The sequence below is a fragment of the uncultured Xanthomonas sp. genome, from assembly GCF_964278005.1.
GTDB classification, from domain to species: Bacteria; Pseudomonadota; Gammaproteobacteria; order Xanthomonadales; family Xanthomonadaceae; genus Xanthomonas_A; species Xanthomonas_A sontii.
Genome location: NZ_CAXYKF010000015.1, coordinates 312661 through 329168 on the forward strand (window position 1 = coordinate 312661; position 16508 = coordinate 329168).

At 69.0% G+C, this 16508-nt stretch carries 19 protein-coding genes; 14 read left to right on the plus strand and 5 right to left on the minus strand.

Annotation, left to right across the window (positions count from 1 at the left end; all coding sequences use genetic code 11):
- Nucleotides 1-6 precede the first annotated feature (6 nt).
- From ACHWVH_RS09835 to ACHWVH_RS09870, 8 genes are all read left to right on the plus strand, one after another.
- A complete protein-coding gene (locus ACHWVH_RS09835) occupies nucleotides 7-585 on the plus strand; it encodes a DUF2589 domain-containing protein (protein ID WP_173003349.1) in 579 nt (192 codons plus the stop codon).
- Between the two features lie 13 nt (nucleotides 586-598).
- Nucleotides 599-1231 (plus strand): DUF2589 domain-containing protein, encoded by a 633-nt coding sequence (locus ACHWVH_RS09840; RefSeq protein WP_026143450.1) that lies wholly within the window; start codon nucleotides 599-601, stop codon nucleotides 1229-1231.
- A 46-nt stretch (nucleotides 1232-1277) separates the two neighbouring features.
- The gene (locus ACHWVH_RS09845) at nucleotides 1278-1538 is read left to right on the plus strand and encodes a hypothetical protein (RefSeq protein ID WP_394687061.1); all 261 of its coding nucleotides are present in this window, start codon (nucleotides 1278-1280) and stop codon (nucleotides 1536-1538) included.
- Nucleotides 1538-1996, plus strand: coding sequence for a hypothetical protein (locus ACHWVH_RS09850; protein WP_295925855.1), 459 nt, complete (start codon nucleotides 1538-1540; stop codon nucleotides 1994-1996). The genes ACHWVH_RS09845 and ACHWVH_RS09850 overlap by 1 nt, the downstream gene beginning before the upstream one ends.
- A complete protein-coding gene (locus tag ACHWVH_RS09855; protein WP_017910929.1) occupies nucleotides 1989-2177 on the plus strand; it encodes a hypothetical protein in 189 nt (62 codons plus the stop codon). The genes ACHWVH_RS09850 and ACHWVH_RS09855 overlap by 8 nt, the downstream gene beginning before the upstream one ends.
- Before the next feature lie 41 nt (nucleotides 2178-2218).
- Complete coding sequence (locus tag ACHWVH_RS09860; protein ID WP_295925857.1) at nucleotides 2219-3001, plus strand: hypothetical protein; 783 nt, start codon at nucleotides 2219-2221, stop codon at nucleotides 2999-3001.
- 174 nt (nucleotides 3002-3175) lie between these two features.
- Nucleotides 3176-4096: a hypothetical protein gene (locus tag ACHWVH_RS09865; protein WP_198527614.1), complete on the plus strand. Its 921-nt coding sequence runs from the start codon at nucleotides 3176-3178 to the stop codon at nucleotides 4094-4096.
- 334 nt (nucleotides 4097-4430) lie between these two features.
- Nucleotides 4431-5141 carry a response regulator transcription factor gene (locus ACHWVH_RS09870; protein ID WP_017912470.1) on the plus strand — a complete coding sequence of 237 codons (711 nt, stop codon included), beginning with the start codon at nucleotides 4431-4433 and terminating at the stop codon, nucleotides 5139-5141.
- A gap of 75 nt (nucleotides 5142-5216) precedes the next feature.
- Here ACHWVH_RS09870 and ACHWVH_RS09875 read toward each other — a convergent pair whose 3' ends face one another.
- From ACHWVH_RS09875 to asnS, 4 genes are read right to left on the minus strand one after another with little or no spacing between them, the layout of a single operon-like run.
- The gene (locus tag ACHWVH_RS09875; protein WP_017907182.1) at nucleotides 5217-5837 is read right to left on the minus strand and encodes an FMN-binding negative transcriptional regulator; all 621 of its coding nucleotides are present in this window, start codon (nucleotides 5835-5837) and stop codon (nucleotides 5217-5219) included.
- A 7-nt stretch (nucleotides 5838-5844) separates the two neighbouring features.
- Nucleotides 5845-6159 (minus strand): hypothetical protein, encoded by a 315-nt coding sequence (locus ACHWVH_RS09880; RefSeq protein WP_267108450.1) that lies wholly within the window; start codon nucleotides 6157-6159, stop codon nucleotides 5845-5847.
- Entirely contained in the window at nucleotides 6156-6461 is a 306-nt protein-coding gene (locus ACHWVH_RS09885) for a hypothetical protein (RefSeq protein ID WP_295925861.1), read from the minus strand. The genes ACHWVH_RS09880 and ACHWVH_RS09885 overlap by 4 nt, the downstream gene beginning before the upstream one ends.
- Nucleotides 6462-6483: 22 nt before the next feature.
- Nucleotides 6484-7878: an asparagine--tRNA ligase gene (gene asnS, locus ACHWVH_RS09890; RefSeq protein ID WP_017907179.1), complete on the minus strand. Its 1395-nt coding sequence runs from the start codon at nucleotides 7876-7878 to the stop codon at nucleotides 6484-6486.
- A 137-nt stretch (nucleotides 7879-8015) separates the two neighbouring features.
- Between asnS and ACHWVH_RS09895 the strand changes: the two genes are divergently transcribed.
- The 6 genes from ACHWVH_RS09895 (at nucleotide 8016) to zipA (ending at nucleotide 14714) form a co-directional block, all read left to right on the plus strand.
- Nucleotides 8016-8363, plus strand: a complete 348-nt coding sequence (locus ACHWVH_RS09895; protein ID WP_017907178.1) for an iron-sulfur cluster assembly accessory protein — start codon at nucleotides 8016-8018, stop codon at nucleotides 8361-8363.
- 346 nt (nucleotides 8364-8709) lie between these two features.
- Entirely contained in the window at nucleotides 8710-9144 is a 435-nt protein-coding gene (gene rpsF / locus ACHWVH_RS09900) for a 30S ribosomal protein S6 (protein ID WP_010342529.1), read from the plus strand.
- An 11-nt stretch (nucleotides 9145-9155) separates the two neighbouring features.
- Nucleotides 9156-9386 carry a 30S ribosomal protein S18 gene (rpsR, locus tag ACHWVH_RS09905; protein ID WP_002804494.1) on the plus strand — a complete coding sequence of 77 codons (231 nt, stop codon included), beginning with the start codon at nucleotides 9156-9158 and terminating at the stop codon, nucleotides 9384-9386.
- A gap of 191 nt (nucleotides 9387-9577) precedes the next feature.
- Complete coding sequence (gene rplI / locus ACHWVH_RS09910; protein ID WP_010342531.1) at nucleotides 9578-10027, plus strand: 50S ribosomal protein L9; 450 nt, start codon at nucleotides 9578-9580, stop codon at nucleotides 10025-10027.
- A gap of 331 nt (nucleotides 10028-10358) precedes the next feature.
- Nucleotides 10359-13862: a chromosome segregation protein SMC gene (gene smc / locus ACHWVH_RS09915; protein WP_295925864.1), complete on the plus strand. Its 3504-nt coding sequence runs from the start codon at nucleotides 10359-10361 to the stop codon at nucleotides 13860-13862.
- A 114-nt stretch (nucleotides 13863-13976) separates the two neighbouring features.
- Nucleotides 13977-14714, plus strand: a complete 738-nt coding sequence (gene zipA, locus ACHWVH_RS09920) for a cell division protein ZipA (RefSeq protein ID WP_295913938.1) — start codon at nucleotides 13977-13979, stop codon at nucleotides 14712-14714.
- 360 nt (nucleotides 14715-15074) lie between these two features.
- Here zipA and ACHWVH_RS09925 read toward each other — a convergent pair whose 3' ends face one another.
- Entirely contained in the window at nucleotides 15075-16205 is a 1131-nt protein-coding gene (locus ACHWVH_RS09925; protein WP_267109560.1) for a pyridoxal phosphate-dependent aminotransferase, read from the minus strand.
- Between the last annotated feature and the right edge of the window lie 303 nt (nucleotides 16206-16508).

The window sequence follows — 16508 nt, forward strand, 5'->3', positions numbered from 1 at the left end:
GCGACCATGGCTGGACCGACCGCATTGAACGACCTGATCGAAGCGCTGGCCGGCGCCGTGATCGAGGCGCAGGACCGCATCGAGCAGCACCAGATGGCCAACCTCGGCGATTACTTCGACGAGTTCCACCGGCCCAAGAGCGTGATCATCCGCCTGCCGTCGCAGCACCCGCAGGCCGCCGAAGGCGACGAGGACTACTACCGCGCGCCGCTGCTGCCGCTGGTCTCGACCAACGTGCTGCGGATCAAGGACGTGGAGATCAGCTTCGATGCGCAGCTCGGCGACCTCGGCGGCCTGCAGTCGGCCGACGGCTTCTTCGCGCCGGAGTCGCCCGGCCCGCGCGGTGCCTGGCAGGCCAAGCGCACCGCCACCCGTTCCAGCGTGCGCGTGGATACCAGCGCCAGCGCGCGGAGCCAGCGCCAGAGTGCCGTCCACGTCGTGTTGCGCGTGGAAGGCACCGAACCGACTGACGGAGCGGCCAGATTGCTCAACCATCTGGCGCAGACGCAGGGCGTGTTCAAGACGGTCATGGCCGACAAGCCGGACGTCGCGGGCACGGACGATGTAACCAATCCCACCAACTGAAGGAGTCACTGCAATGGCTGACGAACTCGTCAATATGTCAAGTCAATTCAAGGGTCTGCCGATGGGCGACCTGATCGGCGGCCCGCTCGATGCGGCCTGCGACGCGCAGGTCAAGCTGGCCCGCGCCACCGCCGATTTCATCCGCGTCATCGGCTTCCTGCCGCCGGACAACCCCGACCCGAAGAATCCGCAGGCAACCGGCGCGACCCGTACCGCCAGCTTCCGCTTCAAGCGGCCGGTCGACGACCCGGACAAGGCCGGCGGCATCGCCGAGGAGGAGGTCGAACTGGAAGTGCCGCTGCTGGCCATCGTCAACGTGCCCAGCCTGAGCATCCAGACCGTGGACATCACCTTCGACATGGAAGTGAAGTCGTCCTTCTCCTCGAAGGAGAAGACCGATGCCTCGGCGTCGATGTCGGCGGACGTGGAATACGGCTTCGGTCTGTTCAAGGCCAAGGTGCATATCCAGGGCTCGGTCTCCACCAGCAAGGAGAACACGCGCAGCTCGGACAACTCGGCCAAGTACCACGTCTCGGTGCATGCCGCGGACAAGGGGCCGCCGGAAGGTCTGGCGCGGGTGCTGGACATCCTGCAGACCTCGGTGGCGCCGCGCAAGATCGGCAAGCCCGAGCCGGTTCCCGCGTAAGTCCATAGCGGTCCGTTGAACCATCTCGTCGGGGGACTCGTCAACGATGTTCGACCTTACTGAAGTCAAGTTCGTCAAGCGGGTCGTGGTCGGCAGCGACAACCCGACGCAGATGCAATCGCCCGAGCAGATCGAAGCCGCGCGGGCCTTGCTCAACCGCTGCCTGAGCGATTCGCCGAAGGGCGCGATCATCGGCACCGAGAAGAATTTCGCCGTGCTGCAGATCGGCGAGCACCAAGTGGTGATGCAGTGGCTGTGCTACCACGTGGGCTTCCCGCGCAAGCCCGGCTGGATGAAGGACGAATGATGGCCAGCCTGCGCTGCGAGTTCGACCTGCTGCTGCAGGGGCTGTCGGCGGCCCTGCTGGATGCGCAGCGGCGCTGCCGCGCGCGTCACGCACAGGCCTTGCGCGCCTGCTTCGGCGCAGGCGAGACGCTGCCGTTGGCGACGGACGCGGCCGAGCCGCCGTCGCTGCAGATCCCGTTGTGGGAACTGCGCGCCTGGCAATTGCCGCAGATCGGCGAACTGGCCCTGGCCTTCGACGTCGAACTGGACGTGGAGGAGGTGCCGGACGAGGCGCCGCGCCTGCTGCTGCAGGTGTTGCCGCGCCGGCCGCGGCGGCCCGGGCACCGCCTGCAGATCCTGTTCCGCGGCACCCACACCCCGGTCGGCGAGGTGCTATTCGACGGTCAGCGGCTGAAGCTGTGGCAGCTGTCCGATGCGCCCGCCCCGCACGATCCCGCCCAGGAGACCGCACATGCGTAGACACGGCTTCATCCTGTCCCGGCACGACACCGACCTGTGGTGCCGAGAACTGCACATCGACCTGCGCTCGCTGGCCCGCGCGCAGCGGCTGCGCCGGCGTCGACGCCGGGCGCTGTGGCTGCTTGCCGTACTGTGCCTGGTGGCGGCCGTGGTGGCGCTGCTCTGGTTCGGTCTGTCCTGACCGCGCCCATCGTTTCCTTTCGTATCCAACAGGAGAGTCGCATGCGTATCCGTTCGCGTGGTGTTGCGCGTTTCCCGCTCTGGCTGGCGCTGTGCCTGGCCATGCCGTTCGCCGCCGGTGCCGCACCGCAGGCGCCGACGCCTGCTGCGCCGGCCGCAGCGGCCAACGCAGACGCGCTGCCGCCCGGCGAATGGAGCGGCACCCTGGCGCTGGATGCGCAGCGCCTGGCCGCCGTGCGCCTGGTCCAGCGCGAGGGAAATGCCAGGCTGATATTCGCCTCGCCGTTGAACTGCGTGTTGCTGGTCAAGCCGCAGCCGGGTAACGGTTTCGCACTGGAGTCGATCAATGGCGGGGCCTATTGCGACAAGCTCATGGGCAAGCCGCTGCGCCTGCAGCGCAGCGGCGACGACCTGCGCTTGAACGTCGACGGCAAGGATCTGCCGGTGGTGCTGCATGGCGATCCGGGTCAGCCCAGCCCGCTGCAGGGCAAGTGGCGCGGGATGGCGCGCCCCGAGCGCGGCGATCGGGACGTTGCCGTGGACCTGAGCGTCGCCGCGACGCCGCAGGCACCGGGCAAGCCCTCGGTGCAACTGCGCTACGGCGCACCACGCGAGTGCGCAGTGCAGGCGTATTACGCCGGCATGCGCGAAGGAACGTCGATGTATTCGCTGGATATTGCCCGTGGCGGCTATTGCGATCTGCTGAGCGACGGCCAGTTGACCCTGCGCGCCAGAACGGACGGCAATCTCGAACTGCAGGTCCTGGACCGCACCGGGACGCGTCGGGACAGCGCGCTATTGGAACGCGTCCCCGCCAACCCGTAATCCGTCGCGCAGACGCGCCGGCCGTCGTTTCCGTCCAGGAGTCGTGCGATGAACCTCGTCTGGATCAAGACGCTGGCCGGCGCCGCGTGGCGCCGGCTCACCGCGGCCCGCCGTGCCGGACCGCGGCTGCCGCCGCCTGGCATCCTGCCGCAACTGCGCGCCGAATGCGAAGCGATGGCGCGCTATGCGCTGGAGCACGGCATGGCGGTGCCGCCGGAGCTGATCGCCCGCCTGTCGGCGCTGCTGGGCGCCGGCACGCCGGACGCCGATGGCGGCGACATCGAGGTGCACGCGCACGAACTGGCGGTCACCCACCGGCGACTGGCGCAGCTGATCCGCCCGGCCACACCGCAGGCGGTGTTCCTGCTCGATGCCGAGCGTCGCCGCCCGCACTGGGCGACCCTGCTCGGCCCGCTGCCGCTGGTGCGCGCGCTGACCACGACCTCGCTGCTGTTCCTGTTCGCGGTGGTGGCGACGGCCCTGTCCAGCAAGGTCAGCGCGGACAACGTGCGCCTGGGCTTCCTGGATTCCTCGGGCAGCGTGCTGCTCTGGAATGCGCTGTTCCTGCTGTTCTGCGCCGGCCTGGGCGCCTCGTTCTCCTCGCTGTTCCAGGTGCACCGCTACGTCGCCGACGCCAGCTACGACCCCAAGTACGACGCCTCCTACGGCGCGCGCATGATCCTGGGCCTGATCGCCGGGCTGATCCTGGTCGAAGTGTTGCCGCCGGATCTGTTCGAAAGCGGCAGCATGCGCAGTTTCGGCAAGCCGACTCTGGCGATGCTGGGCGGCTTCTCCGCGACCGCGGTGTACCGCCTGCTGCAGCGTCTGGTCGATCTGATGGAGACGCTGGTGCGCGGCGATACCTCGGCGCAGGCGCAGGCGTCGCTGGAAGTGCAGCGCGCCAGCAACGACACCGAGCGCATGCGCTGGCAGGGCGAGTTGGCCGCGCAGTTGATGGCCCTGCAGCAGTCGATCGAGGCCGGCACACCGCCGGCGGCGATCCAGCAGCGGCTCGCCGAGTTCGCCCGCGGGATGCTGCAGGTGGAAGCCGCGCGTCTGCCGCCGCCGCCATCGCCATCGCCGGCAGCGGAATGAACCCGCCGGCGCGGCACCGGCGCATCGCCGATGTTCCCATCATTGTTCATCGGCGCAGGACTTCGTTCTGCGTCACAGCGCGTGCGCGGTAGCACGGGATTCTGTCTACGAACCGAGACGAATGCGGCAATCCGCACAAGTTCAGCCGTCGTCGCCATCCATATCAGCCTGAAGCCGATGGCCGCCATGACGCGGCGTGACAAGCTGAGAACGTAACGCAAGCGCAGGTTCAGCGCTGTCGTATCGATTGAAAAAGGGGCGCGTCGCGCTGCAGGGGGACGCGGGTTGCCGCGCGGTCGCGCGTTGGGAGTTCCATTGCCAACACAGGTAGAGAATGAACACACGTATCGTGATTGCCGCCGAACGCAGCATCGTGCTGGAGGGCATGGTGGCCCTGCTCAACAACACGCCGGACATCGATGTCGTCGGCCACGCGGTCGACGGACTGGAGTGCGTGCAACTGGTGACCCGACGGCAGCCGGATATCGTGCTGATGGACGTGATGCTGCCGGGCCTCAACGGCATCGAGGCCACCCGCCGGCTGCTGCAGCGCAGCCCACGCAGCAAGGCGATCTGCATCGCCGCCTCCGATGCCGCGGCCAACGTGCGCGCCGCCATCGACGCCGGCGCCAAGGGCTACCTGGCGCGCAACAGCACCTTCCACGAATTGCTGCGCGCGATCCAGCAGGTCGGCAACGATCAGCTGTACATCAGCCCGCAACTGTCGCAGTCGCTGGTCAGCGAGTATCGCTGTCCGCCCGGCGATGCCGTCTCCGCCTACACGCTGCTGACCTCGCGCGAACGCGAGATCGTGCAGTTGCTGTCCGAGGGGCTGTCGACCAAGGAGATCGCCGCGCGCCTGCACATCAGCGTCAAGACCATCGGCACCCACCGCGAGCACATCATGCTCAAGCTGGGCATGCAGAGCATCGCGCAACTGACGCGCTACGCGATCCGCGAAGGTCTGTCGCCGCTGGAGGGAGGCAGGGCCAGTGCGCGCCATGCCGGGCACGACCGGCAGGGACCGGCCAGCCGTTGTGGGTGAGGCGGCGCGCGCCGCCGCGCGTCCCGTGGCGGTGCGCACAACTGCATGGTCGGCCGCGCTGCGTGGCGGCGTGCTTCAGTCCGGACGTCGCGCGTGCATCAGCGCCGCGACGGCCTGCGCGCCGGGATCGGCCTGGCCCTGCAGCGCCTCGCGTACCGCGGCCTGGTTCGCTGGCGGATGGTTCTGGCTGAGCTTGAACTTCAACTCGACCCGCTCGACCTCCAGGCGGAAGCCGACGATGCCGCGCAACTGGCGCCGGTGCGTGTCGTTGTCCGGCTCGTAGCGCCAGTCGCTGCCCAGCGCGCGTTCGTGGCGTTCGCTCAGCCGCGCCACCACATCGGCCAGCAGTGCTTCGTCGTCGCTGGGGTGCAGCTGCCCGTGCAGGTGCGCGGTGGCGTAGTTCCAGGTCGGCACCCGCGCCATCGCCTCCTTGTCCGGATACCAGCCCGGGGAGACGTAGGCATGCGGGCCGTGCACGATCAGCAAGGCCGGCCCGGCGTGCCGCGCCTGCGGGTTGGCCCGCGACCAATGGCCTTCGACCAGGATGCGTTCGCCGTCGCGCCGGTACAGCACCGGCAACGGCGTGGCGCAGGGCAGGCCGTCGGCGACGGTGACCAGGGTGGCGAACGGGTGGTCCGCGATCAGCGCATCGAGCGCGCCCAGGTCGTGTTCGGCGAAGGCGGGTGCAACGTGCATCCCCGGATCAGGCGCGCGCGCCCAGGGTCTGGGTCATGCGCCCGCGCAGGCCGGCGTCGTCGTCGGCCTGCGGCGGCGACACCTCGCCCAACGAGAAGCCGCGCGCCCGCGCATCGTCCTCGTCCAGGCCATCGAAGGCGACGAATTCGGCATCGAACAGCGCCGCGCGGGCGGTGTCCTCGCTGTCGTAGCTGAGGGTGTTGCCGTCGCTGTCCAGCACCTCGGCGGTGCCGGCGTCGCGCACGCGCAGGCGTGCCCACACCAGCAGGCGGCCGAGGCTGGCCAGGTACCACTGATCGTGGGAGGGAGAATCTGAGGTCATGGACTCACCAGGGAAAGCAGCCAGAGCAGGGCGGCCATGCCCAGGCCGAAGAAGATCGTCATCAGCGACAGCCAGGCCGGCGTGGCCAGCCCGGAGAGCCCGCGGTCGCCGAGCGGACGGTAGCGCCGCGCCAGCAGCCAGCCGAGCGCGACCGGCTTGAGGAAGGCGCCCGGCCCGAACGCCGCCACCAGCGGCGGATGGCGGTCGCGGATGTGCACCAGGGTCAGCGGCCAGAAGATCAGGAACGCGCTGGCCCCGGCGATCGCCACGCCGACGAAGCACAGCGCGAAGAACAGGATCATGGCGTGCGCTCCCTGGCTCGCCTCAGAACTCGGCGCTGCCCGGCGCGCGCGGGTAGGGGATGGCGTCGCGGATGTTGCTCAGCCCGCACACGTACACCACCAGGCGCTCGAAGCCCAGGCCGAAGCCGGCATGCGGCACCGTGCCGTAGCGGCGGAAGTCGCGGTACCAGCCGTAGTGCTGCGGATCCAGGCCGAACTGCAGCATGCGCGCGTCCAGCACGTCCAGGCGCTCCTCGCGCTGGCTGCCGCCGATGATCTCGCCGATGCCGGGGGCCAGCACGTCCATCGCCGCGACGGTCTTGCCGTCGTCGTTCAGGCGCATGTAGAAGGCCTTGATGTGCTCGGGGTAGTTGGTCACCACCACCGGGCGGCCGACGTGCTGCTCGGTCAGCCAGCGCTCGTGCTCGGTCTGCAGGTCCAGGCCCCATTCCACCGGGAACTCGAACTTCTGCCCGGACTTCTGCAGCAGGCCGATCGCATCGCCGTACTCGATGCGCTCGAACGGCGAGTTGATGAAGGTCTCCAGCTTGCTGATCGCGGTCTTGTCCACGCGCTCGGCGATGAACGCCAGGTCGTCGGCGCGCTCGTCCAACACCGCGCGGAACAGATACTTCAGGAAGTCCTCGGCCACGCGCGCGTCCTCGGCCAGGTCGGCGAAGGCGATCTCCGGCTCGATCATCCAGAACTCGGCCAGGTGCCGGGTGGTGTGGCTGTTCTCGGCGCGGAAGGTCGGGCCGAAGGTGTAGACCTTGCTCAGCGCCAGGCAGTAGGCCTCGACGTTGAGCTGGCCGGACACGGTCAGGAAGGTCTCCTTGCCGAAGAAGTCGCGGCCGAAGTCGACCTGACCCTGCGCGTCGCGCGGCAGGTTGGCCATGTCCAGGGTGGAGACGCGGAACATCTGCCCGGCGCCTTCGGCGTCGGAGGTGGTGATGATCGGCGTGCTGATCCAGTTGTAGCCGTTCTGGTGGAAATAGCGGTGCACCGCCTGCGCCAGGCAGTTGCGGATGCGCGTCACCGCACCGAACAGGTTGGTGCGCGGGCGCAGGTGCGCGACCTCGCGCAGGAACTCCGGCGACATCGGCTTGGGCTGGATCGGGTAGGTCAGCGGGTCCTCGACCCAGCCCACCACCTCGACCGCGCTGGCCTGGATCTCGTACGACTGGCCCTTGCCCTGCGACTTGACCAGCACGCCCTTGGCGATCAGCGAGCAGCTGCCGGTGAGCCGCTTGACCTCGTCGAAGTTGGGCAGGGCGTCGGTCGCCACCACCTGGATCGGGGCGAAGCAGGAGCCGTCGGACACGTTGATGAAAGCCAGTCCGGCAGATCCGCGCAGCGTGCGCACCCATCCCCGCACCGTGACTTCGCCGCCTTCCGGGATCTTCCCGGCCAGCGCATGTGCAACGCTCACCACCGTCATGACTTGAATCCTCGCCGCAGCGACTCGATATGGAAGGGGCAAGTGTACTGGCTGGAGCGCAGCGCTTGCGAGGCGTGGCGGCGATTGGCCGCCAACCTTCCTATAATGTCCGCTCGCAGTCGCCGGAGTCGTTCGTCATGGCCATCCGTCTCACCCCCGTCGCCCATGCTCGCGTGCAGCGCTTCGTCGCGCAGACGCCTGGCGCGCTGGGCTTGCGTTTCGGCGTGGAGCGCACCGGCTGTTCGGGGTGGGGCCACGTCACCGACCTGGCGCGCGAGGCGCGTGCGGACGACGCGGTGTTCGAGCAGGACGGCGTGCGCATCTATGTCGATGCCACCAGCCTGCCGCTGGTGGACGGCACCGAGATCGACTTCGCCAAGCAGGGCCTGGGCGAGACCTTCGTGTTCCGCAATCCGAATGCCACCGCCGAGTGCGGCTGTGGCGAGAGTTTCACCACCGACGCCGCGCACGCCGGCGCGGCCTGAGCGTCGCCGCTGCGGCGGCGCGACCTCCTTGTGGGATGAGCTCTAAAGCCGGGACCCGGGGCCCGGAACCGGGGGCCCGGAAGAGCGGTCCGGATGCTCTGCCTGGTGCAGGAGGGTTGAGACACGTCGCCTCGAAAGGCAGGGTGGCCTCGCTTTTCCGGGTCCCGGGTCCCGGCTTCATCGAGTCAGGACATCACCCGGCCGCCCGTCACGGCACCTTGTCCGCAGCGGCACTTCTACGCCATAATGTGCGGCTTCCTGCCTTCCCGGCAGGAGTCCTTGCCCCACCGCCGTCGCACCGCGGGGGGCTGTCCGGCCGCAAGGCCACATCCGAAAGGTACACACCATGAGTCGTCATTACGAAATCGTGTTCCTGGTCCACCCGGATCAGAGCGAGCAGGTCCCGGCCATGATCGAGCGCTACAAGTCGCTGGTCGAGAACGGCAAGGGCACCATCCACCGTCTGGAAGACTGGGGCCGCCGCCAGCTGGCGTACCCGATCCAGAACCTGGTGAAGGCCCACTACGTCATGCTGAACATCGAAGTGGACCAGGCCGTGCTGAGCGAGCTGGTCGAGAGCTTCCGCTTCAACGACGCCGTGCTGCGCCACCTGGTGATCAAGCGCGACGGCGCCGACACCGAGCAGTCGCTGATCATGAAGAGCAAGGACGAGAAGGCCGACAAGCCCGAGCGCGGTGAGCGCCGTCGTCGCGACGACGAAGAGGGCGATGCGCCCGCCGCCGCCACCGAAACCGACGGCGACGCCGCCGAAGCCGCCTAAGGAGCACGCTCATGTCCAAGTTCTTCCGTCGTCGCAAGTTCTGCAAGTTCACCGCCGAGGGCGTCAAGGAGATCGACTACAAGGATCTCAATACCCTGCGCCAGTACCTCACCGAGAACGGCAAGATCGTGCCGAGCCGCGTGACCGGCACCAAGTCCAAGTACCAGCGTCAGCTGGCCACGGCGGTCAAGCGCGCGCGTTTCCTGGCGCTGATCCCGTACACGGACAACCACGACGTTTAATTCCGGGTTTCCCGGAGCGATACGGCCCGCACCCTCCGGTGCGGGCATTCAAGCGAAGTCTGGCGATTAGAAAAGTGCGGTGCCGTCGGGCGCAATCCCGACTCCCCAATCCCCAATCCCGGCTTCTCCTATTCGGACAGCACCCGTTGCGGCGGCCGCGTGCCGACGCTAACGAATAACGGAGCAAGACCATGCAACTGATTCTTCTGCAGAAAGTGACCAACCTGGGCGGCCTCGGCGACAAGGTCGACGTCAAGCCGGGCTACGGCCGCAACTACCTGGTGCCGCAGGGCAAGGCCGTGCCGGCCACCGCCGCCAACATCGCCGAGTTCGAAGCCAAGCGCGCCGAGTACGAAGCCAAGGCCAAGTCGATCCACGACGACGCCGAAGCCCGCGCCGCCAAGCTGGAAGGCGCCAGCGTGACCGTCAAGGCCAACGCCTCCACCGAAGGCAAGCTGTACGGCTCGGTCGGCCCGCGCGACATCGCCGAGGCCTTCACCGCCGCCGGCATGCCGCTGGAGAAGGGCGAAGTGGTGCTGGGCGAAGGCGCGTTCCGCAACATCGGCGAGTACGAGGTGCTGGTGCGCCTGCACGCCGACGTGGAAACCACGGTCAAGGTCGTGGTCGAAGCCGACGCCTGATCCCTGCGTCATCGCTGTACCGACACGGGCACCGCAAGGTGCCCGTGTCGTTTTTGCCGACCGGCGCCGCCCTCGGCGGGCCATGCGGCCCTGGCCGGGCGCGGCCGGCGCAAGACCCGCCGGCTGCGAGTGCGACCGCCGTCGCATCGCCGCCGCCCGGCGTAGGCCGCCCCAGCCTCGCGCGGGGGCCGCTATACTCAGCGTCTCGTGTCCGATGTCGGCCCGGCGGTGTAGCCGCATCAATGGGTTGGAAGCAGGACCTCACCTGGATCTTCATTAGCGGCAGCGCAGCTCGGAATGCCGGCGGCGTCTGCCATGGATTGCCCGCACCATGCGCCTGTCGACCATCAAGCTGTCCGGCTTCAAGTCCTTCGTCGATCCGACCACGCTGCACCTGCCGACCAACATGACCGGCATCGTCGGTCCGAACGGCTGCGGCAAGTCGAACATCATCGACGCGGTGCGCTGGGTGATGGGCGAAAGTTCGGCCAGCCGGCTGCGCGGCGATTCGCTGACCGACGTGATCTTCTCCGGGTCCTCGGCGCGCAAGCCGGTGTCGCAGGCCACGGTGGAGCTGATCTTCGACAACACCGACCACACCATCGCCGGCGAGTACGCCTCGTTCAACGAGATCTCGGTCAAGCGCCAGGTCAGCCGCGACGGCAGCAGCAGCTACTACCTCAACGGCACCAAGTGCCGCCGCCGCGACATCACCGATCTGTTCCTGGGCACCGGTCTGGGCCCGCGCAGCTACTCGATCATCGAGCAGGGCATGATCAGCCAGATCATCGAGGCGCGTCCGGAGGACCTGCGCGTGTACCTGGAGGAGGCCGCCGGCATCTCCAAGTACAAGGAGCGGCGCAAGGAGACCGAGACCCGCATCCGCCACACCCGCGAGAACCTGGAGCGCCTGGGCGACCTGCGCGAGGAGATCGGCAAGCAGCTCGAGCACCTCAAGCGGCAGGCGCGCCAGGCCGAGCAGTACCAGGCGCTGCAGGAAGAGCGGCGGATCAAGGACGCGCAATGGAAGGCGCTGGAATACCGCGGCCTGGACGGACGCCTGCAGGGCCTGCGCGAGGCGCTGGGCCAGGAAGAGACGCGCCTGCAGCAGTTGATCGCCGAACAGCGCGATGCCGAGGCGCGCATCGAGACCGGCCGCGTGCGCCGCGAGGAGGCCGCCGAGGCGCTCAGCACCGCGCAGGCCGAGGTCTACAAGGTCGGCAGCACCCTGGCCCGGATCGAGCAGCAGATCCAGCACCAGCGCGACCTGTCGCAGCGCCTGCACAAGGCACGCGACGAGACGCAGACGGCGCTGGCCGAACTCGGCCAGCACATCGGCACCGACGAGGCCAAGCTGGCGCTGCTGCGCGAATCGGTGGACGTGGCCGGCCCGCAATTGGAGCAGCTGCAGGAAGACAACGAATACAAGCAGGAAGCGCTGCGCGAGGCCGAGGCGCGCCTGGCCGACTGGCAGCAGCGCTGGGAATCGCACCAGCGCAACACCGCCGAAGCCTCGCGTGCCGGCGAAGTGGAGCGCACCCGCGTCGATTACCTGGACCGGCAGTCGCTGGAGGCCGAGCGCCGCCGCGAGGCGTTGCTGGCCGAGCGCGCCGGGCTGGACCTGGACGCGCTGGCCGAGGCCTTCGCGCAACTGGAACTGCAGCACGAGACCCAGCGCGCCGCGCTGGACGGGCTGACCGAGCAGGTCGAGGCGCGCAAGCAGGCGGTGGCGGCGCTGCAGGACCAGCAGCGCAGCGCGCAGGCCGAACTGGCCGACGTGCGCAAGCAGGCGCAGGCCGCGCGCGGCCGGCTGTCGTCGCTGGAAACCCTGCAGCAGGCCGCACTCGGCCAGGAGCAGGGCGCGGCGGTGGCCTGGCTGCAGGCGCGCGGGCTGGATTCGGCGGCGCGCGTCGGCGAACGGCTCAACGTCGAGAGCGGCTGGGAGAACGCCGTCGAAGGCGCGCTCGGGCAGTTGATCGAAGGCGTGCTGGTGGAGGCGCCGGAACAACTGGTCGACGCGCTGGGCGAACTCGGCGAAGGCCGCATCGCCTTGGTCAGCGGCGAGGAGGCGGCCGAGACCTTCGCGCCGACCTCGCTGGCGGCCAAGGTGCAGGGGCCGATCGCGATCCGCCGGCTGCTGGCGCGGCTGCACGCGGCCGAGGATTTGAGTGCGGCGCGGGCGCTGCTGCCGCAACTGGGCGAGGGCGATTCCATCGTCACCCGCGACGGCGCGCGCCTGGGCCAGGGCTGGCTGCGCGTGTCGCGTTCCGGCGCGGCCAAGCAGGGCGCACTGCTGCGCGAGCGCGAGATCCAGAGCCTGCGCGGGCAGATCGAGACGCTGCAGGAGCGCGAGGCCGACCTGGAACACCGCCTCGGCGAGATGCGCGCCCAGTTGCTGGCTGGCGAGCAGCAGCGCGAGGACGCGCAGCGCCAGTTGTACCAGGCGCACCGCAGCGCCTCCGAACTGGCCGGGCAGTTGCAGAGCCAGCAGGGCAAGGTCGACGCCGCGCGCACCCGCATCGAGCGCATCGAGCTGGAGGTCGCGCAGCTGCTGGAAACCCTGGACAGCAGCCGCGAGCAGGCGCGCGAGGCGCGCTCCAAGCTGGAAGACGCGGTCACCAGCATGGGCGACCTGGAATCGGTGCGGCACGCGCTGGAAAGCGAGCGTCGCCAACTCACCGAGGCGCGCGACCTGGCCCGCGACGCCGCGCGGCGGGTGCGCGAGGCCTCGCACGCCCTGGCCCTGACCCTGGAGTCGCAGCGCACCCAGATCGCCTCGCTGAGCCAGGCGCTGGAGCGGATGGGCAACCAGCGCGGGCAACTGGACGCGCGCCTGGGCGAACTCAGCGCGCAGTTGAACGAGGGCGACTCGCCGGTGCTGGCGCTGGAGGCCGAACACCAGGCTGCGCTCAGCGAGCGCGTGCGCACCGACCGCGCGCTCGGCGAGGCGCGCGCGCTGCTGGACGGCATCGACAACGAATTGCGCGCGCTGGAGCAGACCCGCCAGCAGCGCGACGAACAGGCGCTGGCGCAGCGCGAACGCATCGCCCAGCGCCGGCTCGACCAGCAGGCGCTGGTGCTCAGCGCCGAGCAGCTGTCGGCGGCGGTGGTCAAGGCCGGCTTCGTGCTCGAGGACGTGATCAACGGCCTGCCCGAACACGCCGACCCCGCCGAGTGGGAGCAGGCGGTGCAGCAGATCGATGGACGCATGCGCCGGCTGGAACCGGTCAACCTGGCGGCGATCAGCGAGTACGGCGAGGCCGCGCAGCGCGCCGAGTACCTGGAAGCGCAGGACGTCGACCTGAATACCGCGCTGGAGACCCTGGAAGACGCCATCCGCAAGATCGACCGCGAGACCCGCGGCCGCTTCAAGGACACCTTCGACCGGGTCAACTCCGGCGTGCAGGCGCTGTATCCGCGCCTGTTCGGCGGCGGCCACGCCTACCTGGAGCTGACCGGCGAGGACCTGCTGGACACCGGCGTGGCGATCATGGCGCGGCCCCCGGGCAAGCGTGTGTCCAGCATCTCGCTGCTGTCCGGCGGCGAGAAGGCGATGACTGCGGTTGCCCTGGTGTTCGCGATCTTCCAGCTCAACCCGGCGCCGTTCTGCCTGCTCGACGAGGTGGACGCGCCGCTGGACGAGGCCAACGTCGGCCGCCTGGCGGCGATGGTCAAGGAAATGAGCGAGAAAGTGCAGTTCCTGTTCGTCAGCCACAACAAGGCGACGATGGAGGCGGCGCATCAGCTCAGCGGCGTCACCATGCGCGAGCCCGGCGTCAGCCGCCTGGTCAGCGTGGACCTCGAGGAGGCCGCGCGTTTGGCGGGCGCGGCCTGACGTGACATGCTAAAGGACGTGATGCGCGTCGAGGCTTGGTTCCCGCGTTGGCGGACCCGATGCGCACCCGCCAGTTATTTTCCCCCTGTGTACCCTTGCCGGAGTAACCCCTGAATGTCCGACATGGCAATGCTACGCATCGGCATCCTCGCCGCCGGCTTGCTGTTGATTGCGGCGATCTTCCTGTTCGGCCGCCCGAAGAAACCGAGCCAGGGCCGGCGCGTGGAGCCGGCCGATCCGGCCGCGCCGCGCCGCGAACCCTCGCTGGGCGACGCCGCCCCGGCCGCCGGCGACGACGCGCTGGCCGCGCCCGGCGCGGACGGCGAAACGCACCAGCCCGACCTGGGCCTGCCAGCGGCGGAGGCGCCCGGCGCCGACCTCGGCAAGCGGCCGAGCCAGGATTTCGACAAGATCGTCTCGCTGTACGTCGCCGCCCGCGCCGGGCAGGTGCTGCGCGGCGAGGACATCGTGGTGGCCGCGGAGAAGACCGGCCTGACCTTCGGCCATATGAACGTGTTCCACCGCCTGGTGGAAGGGCATCCCGAGCGCGGCCCGATCTTCAGCATGGCCAGCATCATGAAGCCGGGCAGCTTCGACATGGCGCACATCCGCGAGATGGAGACCCCGGCGATCGCCTTCTTCCTGACCCTGCCGGCGCCGCTGACCGCGCTCGACGCCTGGGAGAAGATGCTGCCGACCGTGCAGCGCATGGGCGAACTGCTCGACGGCGTGGTCCTGGACGACAGCCGCAACGCCCTCGGACGCCAGCGCATCGCCCACATCCGCGACGACCTGCGCGCCTACGACCGCCAGCACCAGGCACCGCCGTTGACGAAGGCGCCGCGCTGGTAGCTTGGTGCCGGTAATAGGGAAACGGGAATGGGGAATCGTAAAAGCGATTCCCTGGTGCTGATTGCCATGAGAGTTTTTCCCTTCTCCCTCCGGGACCATGGCCCCCTTCTTGGGGGAAGGTGCCCCGAAGGGGCGGAAGAGGGTACGGCCGCCGCCGATGCCAAAGCCCCTGGCTTTGACTGTTGCGAATTCCCAGTGCCTTCCCGAATCCCGACTCACCGCCAATCGAGCGTTGGCGCCGAGGCTAGCGAATCGCGAATTCGCAACGGCAATGCCAGGGCAAAACCAGCCACGCCTCAGCCGCACGACAACCCGCTTTTACGATTCCCGATTCTCCATTCCCCATTCCCGGCCCCCAAGCTACTTGCGCGCCTTAACAAACGCATCCCGAAACCGCAGCATCTCCGCTTCGCTGCCGACGGTGACGCGCACCAGCTTCGGCCAGATCGGCCAGCTGCGGCCGACGATCACGCCTTGCTTGGCCATCGCCGCAGCGAAAGCGGCGCCGTCGCGCTTGACGTCGACCATGAAGCAGTTGGCCTGCGACGGCAGGCACTTGTAGCCCTTGCTCTGCAGCCAGGCGATGGTGGCGTCGCGGATGCGCGCGTTCTCGGCGCGGCGGGTCGGCACCAGTTGCAGGTCCTGCAGGCTGGCGATGCCGGCGGCCAGTGCAGGCACCGACACCGGATTCTGGCCGAACGCGGCCAGCCTGGTCTGCAGCCCCGGCGCGGCCACCGCCAGGCCCAGGCGCAGCCCGGCCATGCCGTACAGCTTGGAGAAGGTGCGCAGCACCAGCAGGTCCTGGCGCTGGCCGATCAGGTCGATCACCGACGGCTCGTCGCTGTAGTGCAGGTAGGCCTCGTCGACCAGCAGCACGCTGGACGCAGGCTTGTTGGCCAGCAGCCATTCGATGTCGGCGCGCTTGGTCACCGACCCGGTCGGGTTGTTGGGATTGCACAGATAGATCAGTCCGGCGTTCGGATCGGCGCTGGCCATGGCCTTGACGTCGTGCGCGCCGTCGGCGCGCAGCGGTACCCGCCGCACCGGCGCGCCATGCGCGGCAGCTACATCGGCCACCGCCTCGAAGGTCGGATCGGCCACCACCACGCCGGCGCGCGGCGTGGTGAAGGCGCGCGCGGCGCGGGCGAGCGGCTCGCTGGAACCGGGATACACCGCCACGTGGTCGGCCGGCAGGCGCTGCTGGCCGACGAAGGCGGCGATCAGCTCGTCCGACAGCTCGAACAGATAGCGCCCGCTACGCGGCAGGATCGCCTGTGCCGCGGCCAGCGCCGCGGGCGAGGGGCCCAGCGGGCATTCGTTGAAGTTCAGGTACACCGTGCCGGTTGCTGGCACTACGCCAGGTGTTGCCGCAGCAGTGTCGGCGGCCTTGCGCCGCGCCGCCTCGGCGACGGGCGCTAGGCCCACGGCGCCCAGCGCCAAACCGGAGGTAGCCAGGGACAGGAAGGAACGGCGCGAGACCGGTAGCGACACGTGGCTCTCCAGAGCGGGCGGGGGAGGTCACGTTAACGAGGTGTTAATGGCGGGGCAAGGGAGTGAGGGGCCGGGATTCGGGATTTGGGATTTCGGGAGTGGCTTGAGGCTGGGATTAGGGATTGGGGATTAGGGATTGGCAAAAGCCGGGGTGGTAACGTCGACGGCGCTTCGCGCCCCGTACCCTCACCCCAACCCCTCTCCCGGTGGGAGAGGGGCTTTGGACTTTTCCTTCTCCCATCGGGAGAAGGTGCCCCGCAGGGGCGGATGAGGGTACGACTGCCGCTGACACCAGAAGTCCGA

Excerpts from the sequence above, each read along its gene's own strand:
- ACHWVH_RS09835 (WP_173003349.1), top strand. The coding sequence starts at position 7 with ATGGCTGGACCGACCGCATTGAACGACCTGATCGAAGCGCTGGCCGGC.
- ACHWVH_RS09840 (WP_026143450.1), top strand. The coding sequence starts at position 599 with ATGGCTGACGAACTCGTCAATATGTCAAGTCAATTCAAGGGTCTGCCG.
- ACHWVH_RS09845 (WP_394687061.1), top strand. The coding sequence starts at position 1,278 with ATGTTCGACCTTACTGAAGTCAAGTTCGTCAAGCGGGTCGTGGTCGGC.
- ACHWVH_RS09850 (WP_295925855.1), top strand. The coding sequence starts at position 1,538 with ATGGCCAGCCTGCGCTGCGAGTTCGACCTGCTGCTGCAGGGGCTGTCG.
- ACHWVH_RS09855 (WP_017910929.1), top strand. The coding sequence starts at position 1,989 with ATGCGTAGACACGGCTTCATCCTGTCCCGGCACGACACCGACCTGTGG.
- ACHWVH_RS09860 (WP_295925857.1), top strand. The coding sequence starts at position 2,219 with ATGCGTATCCGTTCGCGTGGTGTTGCGCGTTTCCCGCTCTGGCTGGCG.
- ACHWVH_RS09865 (WP_198527614.1), top strand. The coding sequence starts at position 3,176 with ATGGCGCGCTATGCGCTGGAGCACGGCATGGCGGTGCCGCCGGAGCTG.
- ACHWVH_RS09870 (WP_017912470.1), top strand. The coding sequence starts at position 4,431 with ATGAACACACGTATCGTGATTGCCGCCGAACGCAGCATCGTGCTGGAG.
- ACHWVH_RS09875 (WP_017907182.1), bottom strand. The coding sequence starts at position 5,837 with ATGCACGTTGCACCCGCCTTCGCCGAACACGACCTGGGCGCGCTCGAT.
- ACHWVH_RS09880 (WP_267108450.1), bottom strand. The coding sequence starts at position 6,159 with ATGACCTCAGATTCTCCCTCCCACGATCAGTGGTACCTGGCCAGCCTC.
- ACHWVH_RS09885 (WP_295925861.1), bottom strand. The coding sequence starts at position 6,461 with ATGATCCTGTTCTTCGCGCTGTGCTTCGTCGGCGTGGCGATCGCCGGG.
- asnS (WP_017907179.1), bottom strand. The coding sequence starts at position 7,878 with ATGACGGTGGTGAGCGTTGCACATGCGCTGGCCGGGAAGATCCCGGAA.
- ACHWVH_RS09895 (WP_017907178.1), top strand. The coding sequence starts at position 8,016 with ATGGCCATCCGTCTCACCCCCGTCGCCCATGCTCGCGTGCAGCGCTTC.
- rpsF (WP_010342529.1), top strand. The coding sequence starts at position 8,710 with ATGAGTCGTCATTACGAAATCGTGTTCCTGGTCCACCCGGATCAGAGC.
- rpsR (WP_002804494.1), top strand. The coding sequence starts at position 9,156 with ATGTCCAAGTTCTTCCGTCGTCGCAAGTTCTGCAAGTTCACCGCCGAG.
- rplI (WP_010342531.1), top strand. The coding sequence starts at position 9,578 with ATGCAACTGATTCTTCTGCAGAAAGTGACCAACCTGGGCGGCCTCGGC.
- smc (WP_295925864.1), top strand. The coding sequence starts at position 10,359 with ATGCGCCTGTCGACCATCAAGCTGTCCGGCTTCAAGTCCTTCGTCGAT.
- zipA (WP_295913938.1), top strand. The coding sequence starts at position 13,977 with ATGTCCGACATGGCAATGCTACGCATCGGCATCCTCGCCGCCGGCTTG.